This window comes from Streptomyces camelliae (genome assembly GCF_027625935.1).
In the GTDB taxonomy this organism is placed as follows: Bacteria; Actinomycetota; Actinomycetes; order Streptomycetales; family Streptomycetaceae; genus Streptomyces; species Streptomyces camelliae.
Genome location: NZ_CP115300.1, coordinates 4,019,444 through 4,039,318, shown reverse-complemented (window position 1 = coordinate 4,039,318; position 19,875 = coordinate 4,019,444). Strand labels below are relative to the sequence as shown.

Genomic DNA, 19,875 nt, shown 5'->3' with positions numbered 1-19,875 from the left:
GGGGATCACTGACACCCATGGCGACCATGGGGTTCACGGGGAGGTTTCACATGGCTGTTGACCGTACCGAAGAGGTCGAGGCCGACGCGGTGACGGCGGAGACGACCATCCGCACGTACCCGGTCGCTCCGGGCGTCCGTCTGAACGTCCGCAGCGGCCCGGGCACCAACTACGGCATCGTCCGCGTCCTGCCCGAGGGCATGAGCGTCCCGATCTTCTGCCAGGCCCCCGGCACGACGGTCTCGGGCCCGTACGGCACGTCGAACATCTGGGACAACATCGACAACGGCGAGTACGTCTCCGACGCCTACGTCCAGACCGGCAGCGACGGTTACATCGCCTCGCGCTGCGGCTGACCCCACTCGGAGCCCGCCCCTGCCCGGCGCCGCAGCCGTTCGCCATAATCGATGCCGTGAGCGACGAAACCGGCACCCCCGGCACCCCGGCGGGCTCCCCAGGCGGCGCGGCCCAGGGCGGAGGCCCCCGCCCCGAGCCCCTGCGCTTCTTCGGCACCTCCTGGGTGGACCACGACAACGGCTACGCGGCCCGCCGCGCCGGCGTCGCCGCCGGCTCCCTCGCCGCGGCCGTCGCCGCCTGCCTGATCCTGCGCTTCGCCTACGAGGGCATCCGGATCGCCGACACCGGCTCCTTCGTGACCGTGCTGGTCATCGCCATGTTCGCGATCTGCAGCGCGCTCGCCTTCCGCAACACCTGGGAAGGCTTCGGCAAGCGCCAGGACCCCCAGCGCCAGGCCTCCCTGCGCGGCCTCCTGGCCATCGGCTTCGTCGGCTCCCTCCTCGCCTACTTCTTCCGCTCCCTCACCGAGGCCCCGGGCGAGAAGCTCCACCGCGAGGAGTACGACAGCGCCCGCGAGGCCTACGACCGCCGCACCTCCCGCCGCACCGGCAACCCGTCGAAGAAGAAGCGCCGCACGTGAGGAAGCCACGGCACACGTGAGGAAGCCACGGCGCACGTGAGGCCGGCGGCCACGGGTGCGACCGGGTCCACCGGGCTGCGGCTCGCTTTCGGCCGACGGTTCCCGCCCCGAAAACCACCTGTGGCGCCCTCGTCCCCTCACCCACCATGGCCGTATGACCACGACGCCACCACCGCCGGCCTCACCCGCCGCCCGAGCCCACTCCTTCAACGCCGCAGCCGCCCAGTACGCCGCGCACCGCCCCTCCTACCCGCCCGCCCTCTTCGACACCGTCGAGGAGCTGGCCGGCCGTCCGCTCACCGGGGCCAGGGTTTTGGACGTGGGCGCCGGCACCGGAATCGCCACCTCCCTCCTGCACGAGCGCGGCGCCGACGTCCTCGCCGTCGAGCCCGGTGCGGGCATGGCCGCGGAGTTCCGCCGCGCGCTGCCCCACCTCCCGATCGTCCGCGGCAGCGGCGACGCCCTCCCCGTCGCCGACGCCCACGCGGACGTCGTCACCTACGCCCAGGCGTGGCACTGGACCGACACCACCCGTTCGGTGCCGGAGGCCCTGCGCGTGCTGCGGCCGGGCGGCGCGCTGGCGCTGTGGTGGAACACCGACGCCTTCGACATCGACTGGATCGCGGCGGCGGCCGAACGCAAAGGCCGTTTCTTCGGCATCGACATCGCCGAGGCACGCAAGGCCGCCGAACGCACCGAACGGGCCGACCCCAGCGGCCGTCTGGACTTCACCCGCCGCACGGTCCGCTGGAGCCGCCGCGTCCCGATCGACACCCGCCTCGGCAACATCGGCAGCCAGTCGATGTTCCTCGTCGCGCCCGAGGACCGCAGGACCGCCTTCCTGGAGGAGGAGCGCGGCCACCTGCTGAAGGTCTTCCCGGACGGGATCGTCGAGGAGACGTACGACGTGCTCCTGCTCGTGGCCCGCAAACCCTGACCTCGACGCAGTCCCACCCACAGCGGCGGCCGGACCCTCCCGGCCGCCGCTGCCGTATGCGCACCCCTTGACGGCTGTGCCGACCCGGAACCATTATTCATCACATGATGAATTATGCGGCCGCCGGCCACGCCGCCATCCGCGCCGACGACCTCACCGTCGTCCGCGGCCGACGCACGGTCCTGCACCACCTCCGCTTCACCGTCCCGCCCGGCCAGATCACCGGCCTGCTCGGCCCCTCCGGCTGCGGCAAATCCACCCTCATGCGCACCGTCGTCGGCACTCAGGCCAGGGCCACCGGCACCCTGGACGTCCTCGGCCGGCCGGCCGGCCACGCCACCCTGCGCAGCCGCGTCGGCTACGTCACCCAGGCGCCCTCCGTCTACGACGACCTGACCGTCCGCCAGAACCTGGAGTACTTCGCCGCGATCCTCGACCCGGGCCGAGCCGCCGCCGAACGCCGCCACGACCACGTCACCCGGGCCATCGCCGACGTCGACCTCACCCGCCACGCCGACGCCCTCGCCGGCACCCTCTCCGGCGGCCAGCACAGCCGCGTCTCCCTGGCCGTCGCCCTGCTCGGCGCCCCCGAACTCCTCGTCCTCGACGAACCCACCGTCGGCCTCGACCCCGTCCTGCGCCGCGACCTGTGGAACCTCTTCCACGCCCTCGCCGCCGACCGCGGCGCCACCCTCCTCATCTCCTCCCACGTCATGGACGAGGCCGAGCGCTGCCACCGCCTCCTCCTCATGCGGGAGGGCGAGATCCTCGCCGACGACACCCCCGACGCCCTGCGCACCCGGACCGGCGCGGACACCGTCGAAGCCGCCTTCCTCCACCTGGTCGACGAAGCCGCCACCGCACACCGCACCCAGGAGCAGAACCGATGAGCACGATCACCCCCGCGACCGCGACCGCGCCCGCCACCCCCACCGGCGCGCTCAGTGCCTCCCGCACCACCGCCACCGCGCTCCGGGTCCTGCGCCAGCTCCGCCACGACCCGCGCACGATCGCGCTGATGCTGCTCGTCCCCTGCGTGATGCTCATACTGCTGCGCTACGTCTTCGACGCGAGCCCCCGCACCTTCGACAACATCGGCGCCTCGCTGCTCGGCATCTTCCCGCTGATCACGATGTTCCTGGTCACGTCCATCGCCACCCTGCGCGAACGCACCTCCGGCACCCTGGAACGCCTCCTCGCCATGCCCCTCGGCAAGGCCGACCTCATCGCCGGCTACGCCCTCGCCTTCGGCGCCATCGCGATCATCCAGTCGGCCCTGGCCACCGGCCTGGCGCTCTGGCTCCTCGGCCTGGACGTCACCGGCTCCCCCTGGCTGCTACTCCTGGTGGCCCTCCTCGACGCCCTGCTCGGCACGGCCCTCGGCCTCTTCGTCTCGGCCTTCGCGGCCTCGGAATTCCAGGCGGTCCAGTTCATGCCGGCGGTGATCTTCCCCCAGCTCCTCCTGTGCGGCCTGTTCACCCCGCGCTCCGACATGCACCCCGCCCTGACGGCGATCTCCGACGTCCTCCCCATGTCGTACGCCGTCGACGGCATGAACGAGGTCCTCCACCACACCGACATGACCGCGACGTTCGTACGCGACGTCCTGATCGTGGCCGGCTGCGCACTCCTGGTCCTGGCGCTGGGCGCGGCGACGCTACGGCGCCGCACCGCGTAGCCGTTCCGCCCACCGGACAACGGGCCCGTACGCCGGAACCCGGTGCCAGACTGGCCTCCATGAGCCAGAAAGTCGCAGTCCTCGGCACCGGCAAGATCGGCGAAGCCCTGCTCAGCGGAATGATCCGCGCCGGCTGGGCCCCCGCCGACCTCCTGGTCACGGCCCGCCGCCCCGAACGCGCCGAAGAACTCCGCGCCCGCTACGGAGTCAGCCCGGTCACCAACGCCGAGGCCGCCAAGACCGCCGACACCCTGATCCTCACGGTCAAGCCGCAGGACATGGGCACCCTCCTGGACGAGCTGGCTCCGCACGTCCCCGCCGACCGCCTGATCATCAGCGGTGCCGCCGGCATCCCCACCTCCTTCTTCGAGGAGCGGCTGCCCGCGGGCACCCCGGTGGTCCGCGTCATGACCAACACCCCCGCCCTCGTCGACGAGGCCATGTCGGTCATCTCCGCCGGCAGCCACGCCACCGAGGCGCATGTCGCGCACGCCGAGGAGATCTTCGGCGCCGTCGGCAAGACCCTCCGCGTCCCCGAGTCCCAGCAGGACGCCTGCACCGCCCTGTCCGGCTCCGGCCCGGCGTACTTCTTCTATCTGGTCGAGGCCATGACCGACGCCGGCATCCTGCTCGGCCTGCCCCGCGACAAGGCCCACGACCTCATCGTCCAGTCCGCGATCGGCGCCGCCGTGATGCTCCGCGACAGCGGCGAACACCCCGTCAAGCTCCGCGAGAACGTCACCTCACCGGCCGGTACGACGATCAACGCCATCCGTGAGCTGGAGAACCACGGTGTCCGCGCCGCCCTCATCGCCGCCCTGGAAGCCGCCCGCGACCGCAGCCGCGAGCTCGCCTCCGGTAAGAAGGACTGAACTTCAGGGACGAGAGTTGACACACCTCACCTCGATCCGTAGTGTTCTCCGAGTTGTCTGACGTGAGCGCCGATCCAGGTCGGTCCCCGGACAGCCATTCCGCAAGTCCCCGCCACTCATCGGCGCTTCGGCGTCGACTGCTTTGGCGTGCGTATTTGCGAAATGAGGAATCCGCGTTCGAAAGGACGCCGCCCCCCGATTAGCTCGGGAGCAAGGAATCCGCTAAAGTCTCACTCGTCGGAACGGCCCAACGGACCGGGAAGACAAACCCCCTGACTGGGAGTCAGACGCCGAAAGGATCTGATAGAGTCAGAACCGCCGGAAAGGGAAACGCGAGAGCGAGGACCTGGAAAGCGCCGAGGAAATCGGATCGAGAAAAGATCTGATAGAGTCGGAAACACCGAAGGGAAGCCCGGAGGAAAGCCCGAGAGGGTGAGTACAAAGGAAGCGACCGTTCCTTGAGAACTCAACAGCGTGCCAAAAATCAACGCCAGATATGTTGATACCCCGTCTCCAGCATCTGCTGGGGCGAGGTTCCTTTGAAATAACACAGCGAGGACGCTGTGTGCGAGAGGATCATTCCTCCTCTTGCACCGCTCTCGTGGTGTTCATCCCGATCACGGGAAAACATTCACGGAGAGTTTGATCCTGGCTCAGGACGAACGCTGGCGGCGTGCTTAACACATGCAAGTCGAACGATGAAGCCCTTCGGGGTGGATTAGTGGCGAACGGGTGAGTAACACGTGGGCAATCTGCCCTTCACTCTGGGACAAGCCCTGGAAACGGGGTCTAATACCGGATACGAGGTTCGGAGGCATCTCCGATCCTGGAAAGCTCCGGCGGTGAAGGATGAGCCCGCGGCCTATCAGCTTGTTGGTGAGGTAATGGCTCACCAAGGCGACGACGGGTAGCCGGCCTGAGAGGGCGACCGGCCACACTGGGACTGAGACACGGCCCAGACTCCTACGGGAGGCAGCAGTGGGGAATATTGCACAATGGGCGAAAGCCTGATGCAGCGACGCCGCGTGAGGGATGACGGCCTTCGGGTTGTAAACCTCTTTCAGCAGGGAAGAAGCGCAAGTGACGGTACCTGCAGAAGAAGCGCCGGCTAACTACGTGCCAGCAGCCGCGGTAATACGTAGGGCGCAAGCGTTGTCCGGAATTATTGGGCGTAAAGAGCTCGTAGGCGGCTTGTCACGTCGATTGTGAAAGCCCGAGGCTTAACCTCGGGTCTGCAGTCGATACGGGCTAGCTAGAGTGTGGTAGGGGAGATCGGAATTCCTGGTGTAGCGGTGAAATGCGCAGATATCAGGAGGAACACCGGTGGCGAAGGCGGATCTCTGGGCCATTACTGACGCTGAGGAGCGAAAGCGTGGGGAGCGAACAGGATTAGATACCCTGGTAGTCCACGCCGTAAACGGTGGGAACTAGGTGTTGGCGACATTCCACGTCGTCGGTGCCGCAGCTAACGCATTAAGTTCCCCGCCTGGGGAGTACGGCCGCAAGGCTAAAACTCAAAGGAATTGACGGGGGCCCGCACAAGCGGCGGAGCATGTGGCTTAATTCGACGCAACGCGAAGAACCTTACCAAGGCTTGACATACACCGGAAAGCATTAGAGATAGTGCCCCCCTTGTGGTCGGTGTACAGGTGGTGCATGGCTGTCGTCAGCTCGTGTCGTGAGATGTTGGGTTAAGTCCCGCAACGAGCGCAACCCTTGTTCTGTGTTGCCAGCATGCCCTTCGGGGTGATGGGGACTCACAGGAGACCGCCGGGGTCAACTCGGAGGAAGGTGGGGACGACGTCAAGTCATCATGCCCCTTATGTCTTGGGCTGCACACGTGCTACAATGGCCGGTACAAAGAGCTGCGATACCGTGAGGTGGAGCGAATCTCAAAAAGCCGGTCTCAGTTCGGATTGGGGTCTGCAACTCGACCCCATGAAGTCGGAGTCGCTAGTAATCGCAGATCAGCATTGCTGCGGTGAATACGTTCCCGGGCCTTGTACACACCGCCCGTCACGTCACGAAAGTTGGTAACACCCGAAGCCGGTGGCCCAACCCCTTGTGGGAGGGAGCTGTCGAAGGTGGGACTAGCGATTGGGACGAAGTCGTAACAAGGTAGCCGTACCGGAAGGTGCGGCTGGATCACCTCCTTTCTAAGGAGCACTTCTTACCGGGTTCGCTCGGTCAGAGGCCAGTACATCGGCGAACGTCCGGTGCTGGTTGCTCATGGGTGGAACGTTGATTATTCGGCCGGATGTCACGGGTCGGAGGCTGCTAGTACTGCTCGCAAGAGCGTGGAACGCATGATCTCCGGACGGGGTCCGGCCGGGCACGCTGTTGGGTGTCTGAGGGAACGAACTTTCCTCAGTCGCCGGCCCCAGTAAACTCACTGGCTTGCTAGTGGGGTGATGGGTGGCTGGTCGTTGTTTGAGAACTGCACAGTGGACGCGAGCATCTGTGGCCAAGTTTTTAAGGGCGCACGGTGGATGCCTTGGCACCAGGAACCGATGAAGGACGTGGGAGGCCGCGATAGTCCCCGGGGAGTCGTCAACCAGGCTTTGATCCGGGGGTTTCCGAATGGGGAAACCCGGCAGTCGTCATGGGCTGTCACCCTTGCCTGAACACATAGGGCAAGTGGAGGGAACGAGGGGAAGTGAAACATCTCAGTACCCTCAGGAAGAGAAAACAACCGTGATTCCGGGAGTAGTGGCGAGCGAAACCGGATGAGGCCAAACCGTATGCGTGTGAGACCCGGCAGGGGTTGCGCATGCGGGGTTGTGGGATCTCTCTTCCACGGTCTGCCGGCCGTGGGACGAGTCAGAAACCGTTGATGTAGGCGAAGGACATGCGAAAGGTCCGGCGTAGAGGGTAAGACCCCCGTAGTCGAAACGTCAGCGGCTCGTTTGAGAGACACCCAAGTAGCACGGGGCCCGAGAAATCCCGTGTGAATCTGGCGGGACCACCCGCTAAGCCTAAATATTCCCTGGTGACCGATAGCGGATAGTACCGTGAGGGAATGGTGAAAAGTACCCCGGGAGGGGAGTGAAATAGTACCTGAAACCGTGTGCCTACAAGCCGTGGGAGCGTCGGAATGTGCTTGCACATTCTCGTGACTGCGTGCCTTTTGAAGAATGAGCCTGCGAGTTTGCGGTGTGTTGCGAGGTTAACCCGGGTGGGGAAGCCGTAGCGAAAGCGAGTCCGAACAGGGCGATTTTAGTAGCACGCTCAAGACCCGAAGCGGAGTGATCTAGCCATGGGCAGGTTGAAGCGGAGGTAAGACTTCGTGGAGGACCGAACCCACCAGGGTTGAAAACCTGGGGGATGACCTGTGGTTAGGGGTGAAAGGCCAATCAAACTCCGTGATAGCTGGTTCTCCCCGAAATGCATTTAGGTGCAGCGTCGTGTGTTTCTTGCCGGAGGTAGAGCACTGGATAGGCGATGGGCCCTACCGGGTTACTGACCTTAGCCAAACTCCGAATGCCGGTAAGTGAGAGCGCGGCAGTGAGACTGTGGGGGATAAGCTCCATGGTCGAGAGGGAAACAGCCCAGAGCATCGACTAAGGCCCCTAAGCGTACGCTAAGTGGGAAAGGATGTGGAGTCGCACAGACAACCAGGAGGTTGGCTTAGAAGCAGCCACCCTTGAAAGAGTGCGTAATAGCTCACTGGTCTAGTGATTCCGCGCCGACAATGTAGCGGGGCTCAAGCGTACCGCCGAAGTCGTGTCATTGCAGCATATAGCCCCAACGGGTGCTGTGATGGGTAGGGGAGCGTCGTCTGCCGGGTGAAGCAGCACCGGAAGGTAGTTGTGGACGGTTGACGAGTGAGAATGCAGGCATGAGTAGCGATTCACACGTGAGAAACGTGTGCGCCGATTGACTAAGGGTTCCTGGGTCAAGCTGATCTGCCCAGGGTAAGTCGGGACCTAAGGCGAGGCCGACAGGCGTAGTCGATGGATAACCGGTTGATATTCCGGTACCCGCTGTGAAGCGTCAAACATCGAATCCAGTGATGCTAAGCCCGTGAAGCCGCCTGCCCCCAGCTTTGCTGTGGGTGGGAGTGGTGGAGCCGGTGACCCGAGCTGGTAGTAGGTGAGTGATGGGGTGACGCAGGAAGGTAGTCCATCCCGGGCGGTGGTTGTCCCGGGGTAAGGGTGTAGGCCGCAAGGTAGGCAAATCCGCCTTGCATACGGCTGAGACCTGATGCCGAGCCGATTGTGGTGAAGTGGATGATCCTATGCTGTCGAGAAAAGCCTCTAGCGAGTTTCATGGCGGCCCGTACCCTAAACCGACTCAGGTGGTCAGGTAGAGAATACCGAGGCGTTCGGGTGAACTATGGTTAAGGAACTCGGCAAAATGCCCCCGTAACTTCGGGAGAAGGGGGGCCACGCCTGGTGATCCGATTTACTCGGTGAGCTGGGGGTGGCCGCAGAGACCAGCGAGAAGCGACTGTTTACTAAAAACACAGGTCCGTGCGAAGCCGTAAGGCGATGTATACGGACTGACGCCTGCCCGGTGCTGGAACGTTAAGGGGACCGGTTAGCTCACTTTCGGGTGGGCGAAGCTGAGAACTTAAGCGCCAGTAAACGGCGGTGGTAACTATAACCATCCTAAGGTAGCGAAATTCCTTGTCGGGTAAGTTCCGACCTGCACGAATGGCGTAACGACTTCTCGACTGTCTCAACCATAGGCCCGGTGAAATTGCACTACGAGTAAAGATGCTCGTTTCGCGCAGCAGGACGGAAAGACCCCGGGACCTTTACTACAGTTTGATATTGGTGTTCGGTTCGGCTTGTGTAGGATAGCTGGGAGACTTTGAAGCAGGCACGCCAGTGTTTGTGGAGTCGTCGTTGAAATACCAGTCTGGTCGTGCTGGATGTCTAACCTGGGTCCGTGATCCGGATCAGGGACAGTGTCTGATGGGTAGTTTAACTGGGGCGGTTGCCTCCTAAAGGGTAACGGAGGCGCCCAAAGGTTCCCTCAGCCTGGTTGGCAATCAGGTGTTGAGTGTAAGTGCACAAGGGAGCTTGACTGTGAGACCGACGGGTCGAGCAGGGACGAAAGTCGGGACTAGTGATCCGGCGGTGGCTTGTGGAAGCGCCGTCGCTCAACGGATAAAAGGTACCCCGGGGATAACAGGCTGATCTTCCCCAAGAGTCCATATCGACGGGATGGTTTGGCACCTCGATGTCGGCTCGTCGCATCCTGGGGCTGGAGTCGGTCCCAAGGGTTGGGCTGTTCGCCCATTAAAGCGGTACGCGAGCTGGGTTTAGAACGTCGTGAGACAGTTCGGTCCCTATCCGCTGTGCGCGTAGGAGTCTTGAGAAGGGCTGTCCCTAGTACGAGAGGACCGGGACGGACGAACCTCTGGTGTGCCAGTTGTTCTGCCAAGGGCATGGCTGGTTGGCTACGTTCGGGAGGGATAACCGCTGAAAGCATCTAAGCGGGAAGCCTGCTTCGAGATGAGGACTCCCACCCACTTGATGGGGTAAGGCTCCCAGTAGACGACTGGGTTGATAGGCCGGATCTGGAAGCCAGGTAACTGGTGGAGGTGACCGGTACTAATAGGCCGAGGGCTTGTCCTCAGTTGCTCGCGTCCACTGTGTTGGTTCTGAAACCACGAACAGCCCCATGTGCCACACATGGTTCGGTTGTCAGTTTCATAGTGTTTCGGTGGTCATAGCGTGAGGGAAACGCCCGGTTACATTCCGAACCCGGAAGCTAAGCCTCACAGCGCCGATGGTACTGCAGGGGGGACCCTGTGGGAGAGTAGGACGCCGCCGAACAATTCTTGGGAAAGGCCCACGCCGGATGGCGTGGGCCTTTCTGCGTTTATGCTCGACACCATGCGCTACGACCTGGTCATCTTCGACAACGACGGGGTGCTCGTCGACAGCGAGCCCATATCCAATCGGCATCTCGCCGCTTATCTGACCGAGTTGGGGCACCCGACCTCGTACGAGGACTCCATCCGTGACTACATGGGGTCGGCTATGCACCGGATTCACGAGCTGGTGCTGGAGCGGACGGGGCAGCGGTTGCCGGACGACTTCGACGACGTCTTCCACGCGCGCGTGTTCGCCGCGTTCGAGCGGGAGTTGGAGCCGGTGGCCGGCGTCACCGGCGTACTGGAGAAGCTGGCCGGGGACGGGGTGCCGTACTGTGTGGCTTCCTCCGGGAGTCATGCGCGGATCCGGGTGGGGCATCGGACGACCGGGCTCGACCGGTGGTTCGAGGAGGAGCGGATCTTCAGCTCGGAGGACGTGGGGCGGGGGAAGCCGTGGCCCGATCTCTTCCTCTACGCGGCCGAGCGGATGGGGGTGGCCCCCGAGCGCTGTGTGGTCGTGGAGGACTCGCCGCTGGGTGTGAGGGCCGCCGTGGCGGCCGGGATGGACGTCTGCGGGTTCACCGCGATGACGCCCGCCGGGAAGCTGGCCGGTGCCAGTCAACTCTTCGGCGACATGGGCGAGTTGCTTGACCTGCTGATATGACCCGAGCCATCGCTCGGAGCCTGACAATTGTCATGCGGACCTCCGGACGATCGTTTCTACTGGCGGACCCCCGGCGGCGGCGAAGCTAGGGGCATGACGAAGAACACGGGGATCCAGAACTTCCGGCCGCTGCTCCTGGACGTGGCTGTGCCGCTCGGGTCGTACTACCTCTTCAAGGACGCCTTCGGGATGAGCACCTTCGCCTCCCTCGCCTGGAGCAGTGTGGTGCCGGCGGTGCGGACCGTGGGAAGCCTGGTGCGGGAGCGGAAGACGAACGCGCTGGCCGGTCTCATCCTGGTCGTCAACGTCGTCTCGCTGCTGCTGAGCTTCGTCTCCGGCGACCCCCGGCTGATGCTCGCCAAGGACAGCGGGGTCAGCAGCGTCATCGCCCTCGGCATCCTGGCATCGGTCTGGCTCGGCAAGCCGATGATGACCGCCGGTATGAAGCCTTTCCTGGTGAAGGGCGACGCGGCCAAGGAGGCGGCCTGGCAGCGGCTCGTGTCCGGGGTGTCGGTCCGGTCCGCGGCCTTCCGGAGCAAGGAGAAGGCGTTCTCGGTGGTCTGGGGGCTGGTGCTGCTCGCCGAGTGTTCCGCCCGGGTCGTGGGGGCGTACACCCTTCCCGTGGACACGATGGTGTGGCTCGGCTCCGTCTTCCTGGTCGGCGCGATGGTGATCGGGTTCGTGGTCAGTGGCGGGCTGGCCGTCGGGCCGATGGAGCGGATGCTCGCCGCCGAGGTGGCGGACGGCGCGGCCCAGCAGGCGGCCGGACGGCCCGCGGTGGCTGTCGCCGCCTGAGGCGCCCCTGGCCTCTCGGTGAAGCTGAAGGAAATTCATCTTTGGCTGGATCTACCCACAGGTAGCCCGGGGCCCTACGCTCGCCGCCATGACTGATGTGCTGCGGCGCGGTAGGGCCTCGCTGGCGTTCAGCTTCTTCGCGCAGGGTGCCACCTTCGCGCTGCTGGTGACACGGATCCCGGCCATCCAGGACCGGTACGGCGTCTCCGACGCGCTGCTGCCGGTCTTCCTGGCCGCCGTACCGGTCCTGGCCGGGGTCGGCAGCGTGACCACCGAGCAGCTGGTGAAGCGGATACGGCCCAGCCGGCTGCTGCGCTGGTCCCAGCCGGTGGTGCTGCTGGCGCTGCTCGGTGCCGGGGCCGGCGGGCAGATCGCGGAACTGGCCGTGGCGCTGGGGGCGTTCGGGCTGGCCGTGGGGGCGCTGGACGCCTCCATGAACATGCTCGGGGTGAGCCTCCAGCGGTCGTACGGGCGCAGCATCATGCTCAGCTTCCATGCCGCGTACAGCCTGGGCGGGATCCTGGGGGCCTCGCTGGCCTGGGTCGGGGCGCACTGGCATCTCGCGCTCTGGGTGTCGTACCTGCCCGTGGTGGCCGTACTGCTGCCGGCGGCGTTCGTCGGGAGCCGGTGGTACGTCGACGGGGAGCCCGCGCCGGCGGAGGAGGCGCAGGGTGCCGGTGGGGGCGTCGTCTTCAAGCTGCTGTTGCCGCTGTGTCTGGTGATGACCTTCGCCTACATCGGGGACTCGACCGTCTCCAACTGGAGCGCGAAGTATCTGAAGGACGTGCTGGGGAGCAGCGAGCAGCTGGCGACTGTGCCGTACAACGTGTACATGGTGACCACACTGGTGGGGCGGACCGTCGGGGACTTCGGGGTGCGGCGGTTCGGGGCCGTGGCGGTCGTACGGCTGGGGGCGCTGGTGGCGGCCGGCGGGTTCGCGGTGGTGGCGTCGGCGCCCGGGGCGTGGGTCGGGATGCTCGGGTTCACGCTGCTGGGGCTGGGGTTGTGCGTGCTGGTGCCACAGACGTTCGCGGCGGCCGGCAGGCTGTTTCCCGGGGCTTCGGATGCGGCCGTCGCGCGGCTGAACATCTTCAATTACGTGGGTTTTCTGGTCGGTTCGCCGTTGGTGGGGGCCTTGGGCGATGCGTGGAGCTATCGCGGGGCGATGCTGGTGCCGATGGTGTTGGTGCTGGTGACGTTGGTGTACGCCAGGTCGTTCGCCGCTCAACCGGACCGATACGGTGGCGGGCATGAGCGGCCGCGCACAGCTGATGTGGGACGAGGCAGTAACGGGCTATGACTTCGGCCCGGACCATCCGATGGATCCGGTCCGGCTGGCACTGACCCGGAAACTGGTGGGTGCCTTCGGGCTCGACCGGGAGGTGGAGGTCGTCGCGGCGAAGCCGGCCGGGGAGTCGACGCTGCGGCTGGTCCATCGTGAGGACTACATCGACGCCGTGAAGGCCGCGTCCGCCGATCCGGCGGGGGCCGACGGGTCGTACGGGCTGGGTACGGTCGACGATCCCGCGTTCGCCGGGATGCACGAGGTGTCCGCGCTGATCGCGGGGCAGTCGGTGGGGGCGGCGGAGGCGGTGTGGCGGGGGGACGCGGATCATGCCGTGAACTTCGCGGGCGGGCTGCATCACGCGATGCCGGGGGGCGCGTCGGGGTTCTGTATCTACAACGACGCCTCGCTGGCCATCGCCCGGCTGCTGGAGCTGGGGGCCGAGCGGGTCGCGTATGTGGATGTGGACGTGCATCACGGGGACGGGGTGCAGGCCGCGTTCTGGGAGGATCCGCGGGTTCTGACGATCTCGCTGCATGAGCATCCTCGTACGTTGTTCCCGCAGACCGGGTGGCCGGAGGAGGTCGGCGCCGGGGCCGGGGAGGGGTCCGCCGTGAATGTGGCGCTGCCGGCGGGGACCGGGGACGCGGGGTGGCTGCGGGCGTTTCACGCGGTGGTGCCGGAGCTGCTCGCCGAGTTCCGGCCGCAGGTGGTCGTGTCGCAGCACGGGGCCGACACGCACTTCGAGGATCCGCTGGCTCATCTCGCGGTGTCGCTGGACGCGCAGCGGGCGGTGCAGGTGGCGTGTCATGAGCTGGCGCACGAGTACGCCGACGGGAAGTGGGTCGCACTGGGCGGGGGCGGGTACGCGGTGGTGGAGGTCGTGCCGCGGTCGTGGACGCATCTGGTGGGGATCGCCGCGGGGAAGCCGGTGGCGCCGGAGGCGGTGATTCCCGAGGGGTGGCGTCAGGAGGTGTTCGCCCGGACTCGGCAGCTGGGGCCGCAGCGGATGACCGATGGGCGGTGGCCGGTGAGCTGGGCGTCGTGGGAGGCGGGTTACGACCCCGCCGATCGCTTGGACCAGGCCGTGCTGGCGACTCGGCGGGCGGCGTTTCCGTTGCGAGGGCTGCTGCCCTGACCGGTCCAGGGGGCTCCGTCCCCCTGGACCCCCGTTACGCCAACCGTGCGGAATTCCCCGCGTTCCCCGTCCGCCCCCGCCCTCGGTGCGCGAGCATCGCTGGCGTGGTGGACGCCGGTGTTCTGCGTGCGCATCTGGTGGCTGTCCGGCTGGCCGGGGAGGTGGCCACCTCCCGGGAGGACAGTCTGCGGAGTTATCGGCTGTTCGCTGCGCGGGATCCCCGGGTGCTGATCGGGATCGATCCCCAACGGCCCTGGAAGCAGCCGGAATTACTTGCGCTGATGGCGGAGAAGTGCGGGGTCTCGGCTGATCCTCGGCACACGTCCGGTCCGGATGTGATCGATCCGGAGCTGACCGTCGCCGCGCTGGACGCCTTCGCCGGGCGGGTCAGGGACGTCGCGCGGCGGGGGGCGCCCGTGTTGTTCGGGACCGGGCATCCGGGACGCCTGCTCGGGTTCTACGCCGGCTTGGCGGACGCGCTCTCGGCGGTGGGATGTGAGGTGCTCACCCCGGCGCAGGGTCGCTGTGTCGACATATTGACCCGGTTCGGTCTACGTACCCATCGCCTCGACTACGTACGAGGGGTTGCCTTGGTGCGAGAACCGGGAGCCGAGCGCCCCGGTTGTGAGCCGGGTGTCCACAGTCATTCTCCGCTGCCGGTTCGGGTCGCGCTGGAGGCCGCGGCGGAGGCGGGGGGACCCCTGCCCGAGTTGGTCATCGGGGATCATGGTTGGGTCTGCGGTGCAGGTCAGCTGGGGTTCGAGGCCATCGGGCTCGGCGATGTCGACGATCCCGCGCTGTTCGTGGGGGAGGCTGAGGGGGCCGTGTCCGTCGCCGTTCCGGTTGATGACGGTGTGCGGTCCGTGTACTACCGCCCGCTTACCCGCTACGTACTCAAACGAGCGTGTCTGTCACAGTAGGCCTGCGATGGGTGCACCTCTTCCCCACTCGCATCACCCGCCCCTACATTGGGGAGTGAGCACGCAGCGACGAAGAGTCACCGGAAGGGGAAGCCGGTGGCCGTCGAGTGCGGAAGGTTCAGGTGTGTCATGGGTGCAGCTGGCGAGAGGCCTCTGAACGAGGTTCAGTTCCTTACCGTGGCGGAGGTCGCCTCGGTGATGCGAGTGTCGAAGATGACCGTGTACCGGCTGGTGCACAGCGGTCATCTGCCCGCGATCCGGGTGGGGCGGTCCTTCCGCGTCCCCGAGCAAGCGGTACACGAGTACCTTCGCGACAGCTATGTGGGGGTGGAAACGGCCTGACAACGCTTCCGGGAAGACCCGGAGGACCCTCGATTACGACCTCGGCGCTCGGTTGGGTAGGCTAGCCCCTCGTAGGTCGTGTGGGCCCATGGCGCCCAAACAACCGAGTGATGAGAAGTGAGCGAGGGTAGTCGTGGGCTCTGTTATCAAGAAGCGGCGCAAGCGGATGGCCAAGAAGAAGCACCGCAAGCTGCTCAAGCGCACGCGCGTTCAGCGTCGCAACAAGAAGTAAGCGACGGCGCGCGAGAAGCGTGTGTCCCTGTGGCCTCCCATCGACACTGGTGGGGGGCCACAGGCGTATCCGGAGTCGCACGGATCCGAGGATCCGGGGACCCGGCATATTCCGTTCAGTGAATTTCCGTCACTTCGTGCATCAGGGGGTCATCACAGCGCAACACCGACCCGCTAAGTTGGCCGCACACGGCAGACGGAAGGAAGGCGCTGATCTTGGGGAAGGTCGTGCTCGTCACCGGAGTGGCCCGGCAGCTGGGCGGCCGGTTCGTACGGCGGATCCAGCGGGATCCGGAGGTCGACCGGGTGATCGCCGTGGACGCGGTGCCGCCGGCGCATCATCTGGGCGGAGCCGACTTCATCCAGGCCGACATCCGGCTGCCGACGATAGCCCGGGTACTGGCCGAGACCGGCGCGGACACGGTCGTCCACATGGATGTGACGGGCACGGCGCTGGGCGGCGGCAACCGGGCCACGGTCAAGGAGACCAACGTCATCGGCACCATGCAGCTGCTCGGTGCCTGCCAGAAGTCGCCGGCCGTCAGGCGACTGGTGGTCAAATCCAGTACGAACGTCTACGGCTCCGCGTCGCGCGATCCGGCCGTGTTCACCGAGACGACGTCGGCGAAGTCGCTGCCGAGCGGCGGGTTCGCGAAGGACACCGTCGAGGTCGAGGGGTATGTGCGCGGGTTCGCCCGGCGGCGCCCGGACGTCGCGGTGTGCGTGCTGCGGTTCGCCAACATCCTCGGGCCGACCGCCGACACCCCGCTCGCCTCGTACTTCGCGCTGCCCGTCCTGCCGACCGTGTTCGGCTACGACCCGCGGCTGCAGTTCGTGCACGAGGACGACGTCGTCGAAGTGCTCAGGATCGCCTCGCACGAGCCGCGCCGGGGCACGCTCAACAGCGGCACGTTCAACATCGCCGGGGACGGTGTGCTGCTGCTCTCGCAGTGCTCGCGGCGGCTCGGGCGGCCCACCGTGCCGCTGCTGCTGCCCGCGGTCACCTGGGCCGGTTCCCTGGTGCGTACGCTCGGTATGACGGACTTCTCACCGGAGCAGATCCGGCTGCTCACGCACGGGCGGGTGGTGGACACCGGCCAGATGCGCGAGACGCTCGGCTTCACCCCCCGGTACACGACGGCGGAGACATTCGCGGACTTCGTACGCGGCCAGGGCCCGGGCCTGCTGCCGCCGGAGGCCCTCGCGGGGGCCGTCGACCGCATCGCCGCGCTGGCCGCGAAAGGCGGCGGTCACCTCCCCACGCACGGCGCCAACTGAGGAGCGCAGCAACGATGGCGGATGCCAAGGTCATTCCGTTCGACGACGACCACCGGTCCCGCGGGGGTGCCGCGGCACGCCCGGCGCGGCGCCGGAGCGGGGGCGGCCGGCGCGGTGCGCTGGGCGAGTCCGGTGAGCTGGGTGAGGTCCAGCCGCTGCCGGGGCGGGGCCGGTCGCGGGAAGATGGGTTTGTGAGGCGTGCGGAGGGGCCCGAGGGGCCTGAGGGACCGGAGGAGGCGGAGGAGTCGCTGGACCGGCGCTCGGGTGCCGGTGGGCGGGACGGCGGTCTGGAGCGGCGTGTGGCGGCCGGGCTGGCCTTTCTGCGGCGCCGGCTGACCGGGGACTACGACGTCGACGACTTCGGTTTCGACGAGGAGCTGACCGACCAGGTCCTGATGTCGCTGCTGCGGCCGGTGTACGAGAAGTACTTCCGGGTCGACGTGAAGGGCATCGAGAACATCCCGGCCGAGGGCGGGGCGCTCATCGTCGCCAACCACTCCGGGACGCTGCCGCTGGACGGCCTCATGATGCAGGTCGCCGTCCACGACCACCATCCCGCCGACCGCCATCTACGGCTGCTCGCGGCCGACCTGGTCTTCGTGCTGCCGGTGGTGAACGAACTGGCGCGCAAGCTCGGGCACACGCTGGCGTGCGCGGAGGACGCCGAACGGCTGCTGGCGCAGGGCGAACTGGTCGGGGTGATGCCGGAAGGGTTCAAGGGGATCGGGAAACCCTTCGGCGAGCGGTACAAGCTTCAGCGGTTCGGCCGGGGTGGTTTCGTCTCCACGGCGCTGCGGCAGGGGGCGCCGATCATTCCGTGCTCGATCGTCGGGGCGGAGGAGATCTACCCGATGATCGGCAACGCGAAGACGCTGGCGCGGCTGCTGGGCTTCCCGTACTTCCCGCTGACGCCGACGTTTCCCTGGCTGGGTCCGCTGGGCGCGATTCCGCTGCCGACGAAGTGGACGATCCAGTTCGGCGAGCCGATCCCCACGGACGGCTATCCGCCGGAGGCCGCGGAGGACCCGATGCTGATGTTCAACCTGACCGACCAGGTGAGGGAGCAGATCCAGCACACGCTGTACAAGCTGTTGGTGCAGCGCCGCTCGGTGTTCTTCTGAGCGACCGGCGCATGGTGGCCTCGGATTCCGGCTGTCTGGAGTCGGCGGACGGAGTCCGGCGCGGCTGTCCGAAGCCTGCGGAGCAGTGCGAGGGCAGCAGACAGGAGGGGCCAAGCTGTTGGTGCAGCGCCGCTCGGTGTTCTTCTGAGCGACCGGCGCATGGTGGCCTCGGATTCCGGCTGTCTGGAGTCGGCGGACGGAGTCCGGCGCGGCTGTCCGAAGCCTGCGGAGCAGTGCGAGGGCAGCAGACAGGAGGGGCCAAGCTGTTGGTGCAGCGCCGCTCGGTGTTCTTCTGAGCGACCGGCGCATGGTGGCCTCGGATTCCGGCTGTCTGGAGTCGGCGGACGGAGTCCGGCGCAGCTGTCCGAAGCCTGCGGAGCAGTGCGAGGGCAGCAGACAGGAGGGGCCAAACTGCTGGTGCAGCGCCGCTCGGTGTTCTTCTGATCCGCTTGACCGCTCACGTACGGCGATGGGGGCGCTCCGCTCGGGTGGGGCGCCCCCATCGTTGTGCTGTCGTATCGGACTAGTTCGTCTCCTCGCCCTGGATCCCCAGTCCTGGCAGGAGCCCTGGGAGGAGTGGGGGCAGGGTGACGTCCGGGGCCGGGGTCGAGGGCTTGCCGGTGGGTTGGGTGGTGTTGCCGCCCGTGCCTGTCTTCGGCGGGTCGAGCAGGCCGCCGGTGTTGCCGCCGATGAGGCCGTCGCCGGTGGTGCTGGTCGCCGGGCCGGTCGGGTCGTCCGGGCGGGCGTGTCTGCCGGTGGACGGGGTCGAGCCGGAGGAGCTGGGGGTGGCGGAGCCGCGGTGGGTGCCCGAGGGGCCTGTCGATGTCGAGCCGGTGCCCTGGTCCGTGCCGGTGCCGGTGCCCGTGGGGGGCTTCGGGAGGCGGGACTCCAGGGGGGCGACCTCCTGGTCTATGGCGTCGAAGACCGACGAGACCTGTTGTTTGACGTCCCCGAGCTGCACCGGGAGCCTGTCGCTGAGCGCGCTCCAGGCCTCGCGGTGGGACCGGGAGAAGGTCGACAGGGCCTGGATGGGGCCCAGGGAGTCCGGGTCGGCCTCATAGGCCTCGTGCAGCAGGCGGTGGCCCTCGGTGACATCGCTCTGCATGCCGGAGAGCGTGCGCCGGATCTCGCCGATGGACTCGTGGTCGAGGTGTCCGCCGCGGCCGCGCTCCAGCAGCCGGCGGGCCTCGCTGAGCCTGGTCGAGGCCTGGTCGAGGTAGGTCTGGCCGCGTGCGTTGTCGCCGTCGGTCAGGTAGTTGAGCTTGAAGTCCTCGATGCCGCGTTTGAGGCCGTAGAGGGAGTCACCGGGCAGGGCGTCCGAACTGGCGGCGGCGACTCCGCCGAAGGCTCCCGCGGCCACGCCCACGCTGAGCCCGCCCGCCGCGAGCCCCTTGGTCAGCCGGGAACGCGGGCGGAGCTTGCCCAGCGGACCCGCCCGGTGCGCGCCCCGGGAACGGGCCGCGCGCCCACCCGTCTCCCGCCACCGCCCTTCCAACGAAGTCGCTTCGCTCCCTTTTTGATTGGGTACCGACGCATCCGCCGCTCCGGTTCCCTCCTGGAGCATGGCCTCCATCGCGGCCACCAGCTGGGCGCGCTGGACGACCTTGACCTCGGGGTCGAGCTGTGGCTTGGGCAGCGCGCCGAGGCCGGCCGCGAGGGCCAGCAGCTCGCCCTGCTCGGACTGTTCCTCGGTGGCCGGTGGTGACTCCGCCGGTGCTGACCGCTCGGCCGCCGTGTCCCGGTCGGACTGCTCGTCCAGGGCCTGGGCGAAGGCGTTCGCCCGCCGGTGGGCCGATACGTTCGCGATCACTGGCGGCACCTCCTCTCGTCATGACGGTCGACTCCCCAGG

The 19,875-nt window shown here is 66.9% G+C and carries 16 protein-coding genes and 3 rRNA genes; 18 read left to right on the top strand and 1 reads right to left on the bottom strand.

Translation table 11 applies throughout. The annotated features are described in order from the left end of the window. The first annotated feature begins 50 nt into the window (after positions 1-50). From O1G22_RS18365 to O1G22_RS18280, 18 genes are all read left to right on the top strand, one after another. On the top strand, positions 51-356 hold the full coding sequence (locus O1G22_RS18365) for an SH3 domain-containing protein (RefSeq protein WP_270082333.1): 306 nt from the start codon (positions 51-53) through the stop codon (positions 354-356). A 56-nt stretch (positions 357-412) separates the two neighbouring features. Next, positions 413-937 carry an EamA/RhaT family transporter gene (locus O1G22_RS18360; protein WP_270082332.1) on the top strand — a complete coding sequence of 175 codons (525 nt, stop codon included), beginning with the start codon at positions 413-415 and terminating at the stop codon, positions 935-937. Positions 938-1,091: 154 nt separating this feature from the next. Continuing rightward, the gene (locus O1G22_RS18355) at positions 1,092-1,874 is read left to right on the top strand and encodes a class I SAM-dependent methyltransferase (RefSeq protein WP_270082331.1); all 783 of its coding nucleotides are present in this window, start codon (positions 1,092-1,094) and stop codon (positions 1,872-1,874) included. Between the two features lie 104 nt (positions 1,875-1,978). Continuing rightward, a complete protein-coding gene (locus O1G22_RS18350) occupies positions 1,979-2,764 on the top strand; it encodes an ABC transporter ATP-binding protein (RefSeq protein WP_270082330.1) in 786 nt (261 codons plus the stop codon). Further along, positions 2,761-3,552: an ABC transporter permease gene (locus tag O1G22_RS18345; RefSeq protein WP_270082329.1), complete on the top strand. Its 792-nt coding sequence runs from the start codon at positions 2,761-2,763 to the stop codon at positions 3,550-3,552. Before O1G22_RS18350 ends, O1G22_RS18345 begins: the two co-directional genes overlap by 4 nt. Positions 3,553-3,611: 59 nt before the next feature. Further along, entirely contained in the window at positions 3,612-4,424 is an 813-nt protein-coding gene (proC, locus tag O1G22_RS18340) for a pyrroline-5-carboxylate reductase (protein ID WP_225097168.1), read from the top strand. Between the two features lie 630 nt (positions 4,425-5,054). Beyond that, positions 5,055-6,580 (top strand): 16S ribosomal RNA (locus tag O1G22_RS18335). A 306-nt stretch (positions 6,581-6,886) separates the two neighbouring features. Next, positions 6,887-10,009: ribosomal RNA gene (locus O1G22_RS18330) — 23S ribosomal RNA — on the top strand. A gap of 84 nt (positions 10,010-10,093) precedes the next feature. After that, a 5S ribosomal RNA gene (gene rrf / locus O1G22_RS18325) occupies positions 10,094-10,210 on the top strand. The 16S, 23S and 5S rRNA genes sit together here, the layout of an rRNA operon. Before the next feature lie 60 nt (positions 10,211-10,270). Continuing rightward, positions 10,271-10,915: an HAD family hydrolase gene (locus O1G22_RS18320; RefSeq protein ID WP_270082328.1), complete on the top strand. Its 645-nt coding sequence runs from the start codon at positions 10,271-10,273 to the stop codon at positions 10,913-10,915. A gap of 93 nt (positions 10,916-11,008) precedes the next feature. Then, entirely contained in the window at positions 11,009-11,710 is a 702-nt protein-coding gene (locus O1G22_RS18315; RefSeq protein ID WP_270082327.1) for a VC0807 family protein, read from the top strand. Between the two features lie 88 nt (positions 11,711-11,798). Next, positions 11,799-13,010 carry an MFS transporter gene (locus tag O1G22_RS18310; RefSeq protein WP_270082326.1) on the top strand — a complete coding sequence of 404 codons (1,212 nt, stop codon included), beginning with the start codon at positions 11,799-11,801 and terminating at the stop codon, positions 13,008-13,010. Further along, positions 12,961-14,133: an acetoin utilization protein AcuC gene (locus tag O1G22_RS18305; protein ID WP_225101558.1), complete on the top strand. Its 1,173-nt coding sequence runs from the start codon at positions 12,961-12,963 to the stop codon at positions 14,131-14,133. Before O1G22_RS18310 ends, O1G22_RS18305 begins: the two co-directional genes overlap by 50 nt. Positions 14,134-14,228: 95 nt before the next feature. Continuing rightward, entirely contained in the window at positions 14,229-15,053 is an 825-nt protein-coding gene (locus tag O1G22_RS18300; RefSeq protein WP_428986496.1) for a phosphatase, read from the top strand. A gap of 129 nt (positions 15,054-15,182) precedes the next feature. Next, positions 15,183-15,395 carry a helix-turn-helix domain-containing protein gene (locus O1G22_RS18295; protein ID WP_158727370.1) on the top strand — a complete coding sequence of 71 codons (213 nt, stop codon included), beginning with the start codon at positions 15,183-15,185 and terminating at the stop codon, positions 15,393-15,395. 133 nt (positions 15,396-15,528) lie between these two features. Next, entirely contained in the window at positions 15,529-15,627 is a 99-nt protein-coding gene (locus tag O1G22_RS18290; protein WP_003948845.1) for a 30S ribosomal protein bS22, read from the top strand. A 215-nt stretch (positions 15,628-15,842) separates the two neighbouring features. Further along, positions 15,843-16,904, top strand: coding sequence for an NAD-dependent epimerase/dehydratase family protein (locus O1G22_RS18285; protein WP_270082324.1), 1,062 nt, complete (start codon positions 15,843-15,845; stop codon positions 16,902-16,904). A 14-nt stretch (positions 16,905-16,918) separates the two neighbouring features. Continuing rightward, the gene (locus tag O1G22_RS18280; protein WP_270082323.1) at positions 16,919-18,025 is read left to right on the top strand and encodes a lysophospholipid acyltransferase family protein; all 1,107 of its coding nucleotides are present in this window, start codon (positions 16,919-16,921) and stop codon (positions 18,023-18,025) included. A 523-nt stretch (positions 18,026-18,548) separates the two neighbouring features. Here the strand turns inward: O1G22_RS18280 and O1G22_RS18275 are convergent. After that, positions 18,549-19,835: a DUF5667 domain-containing protein gene (locus tag O1G22_RS18275; RefSeq protein WP_270082322.1), complete on the bottom strand. Its 1,287-nt coding sequence runs from the start codon at positions 19,833-19,835 to the stop codon at positions 18,549-18,551. Between the last annotated feature and the right edge of the window lie 40 nt (positions 19,836-19,875).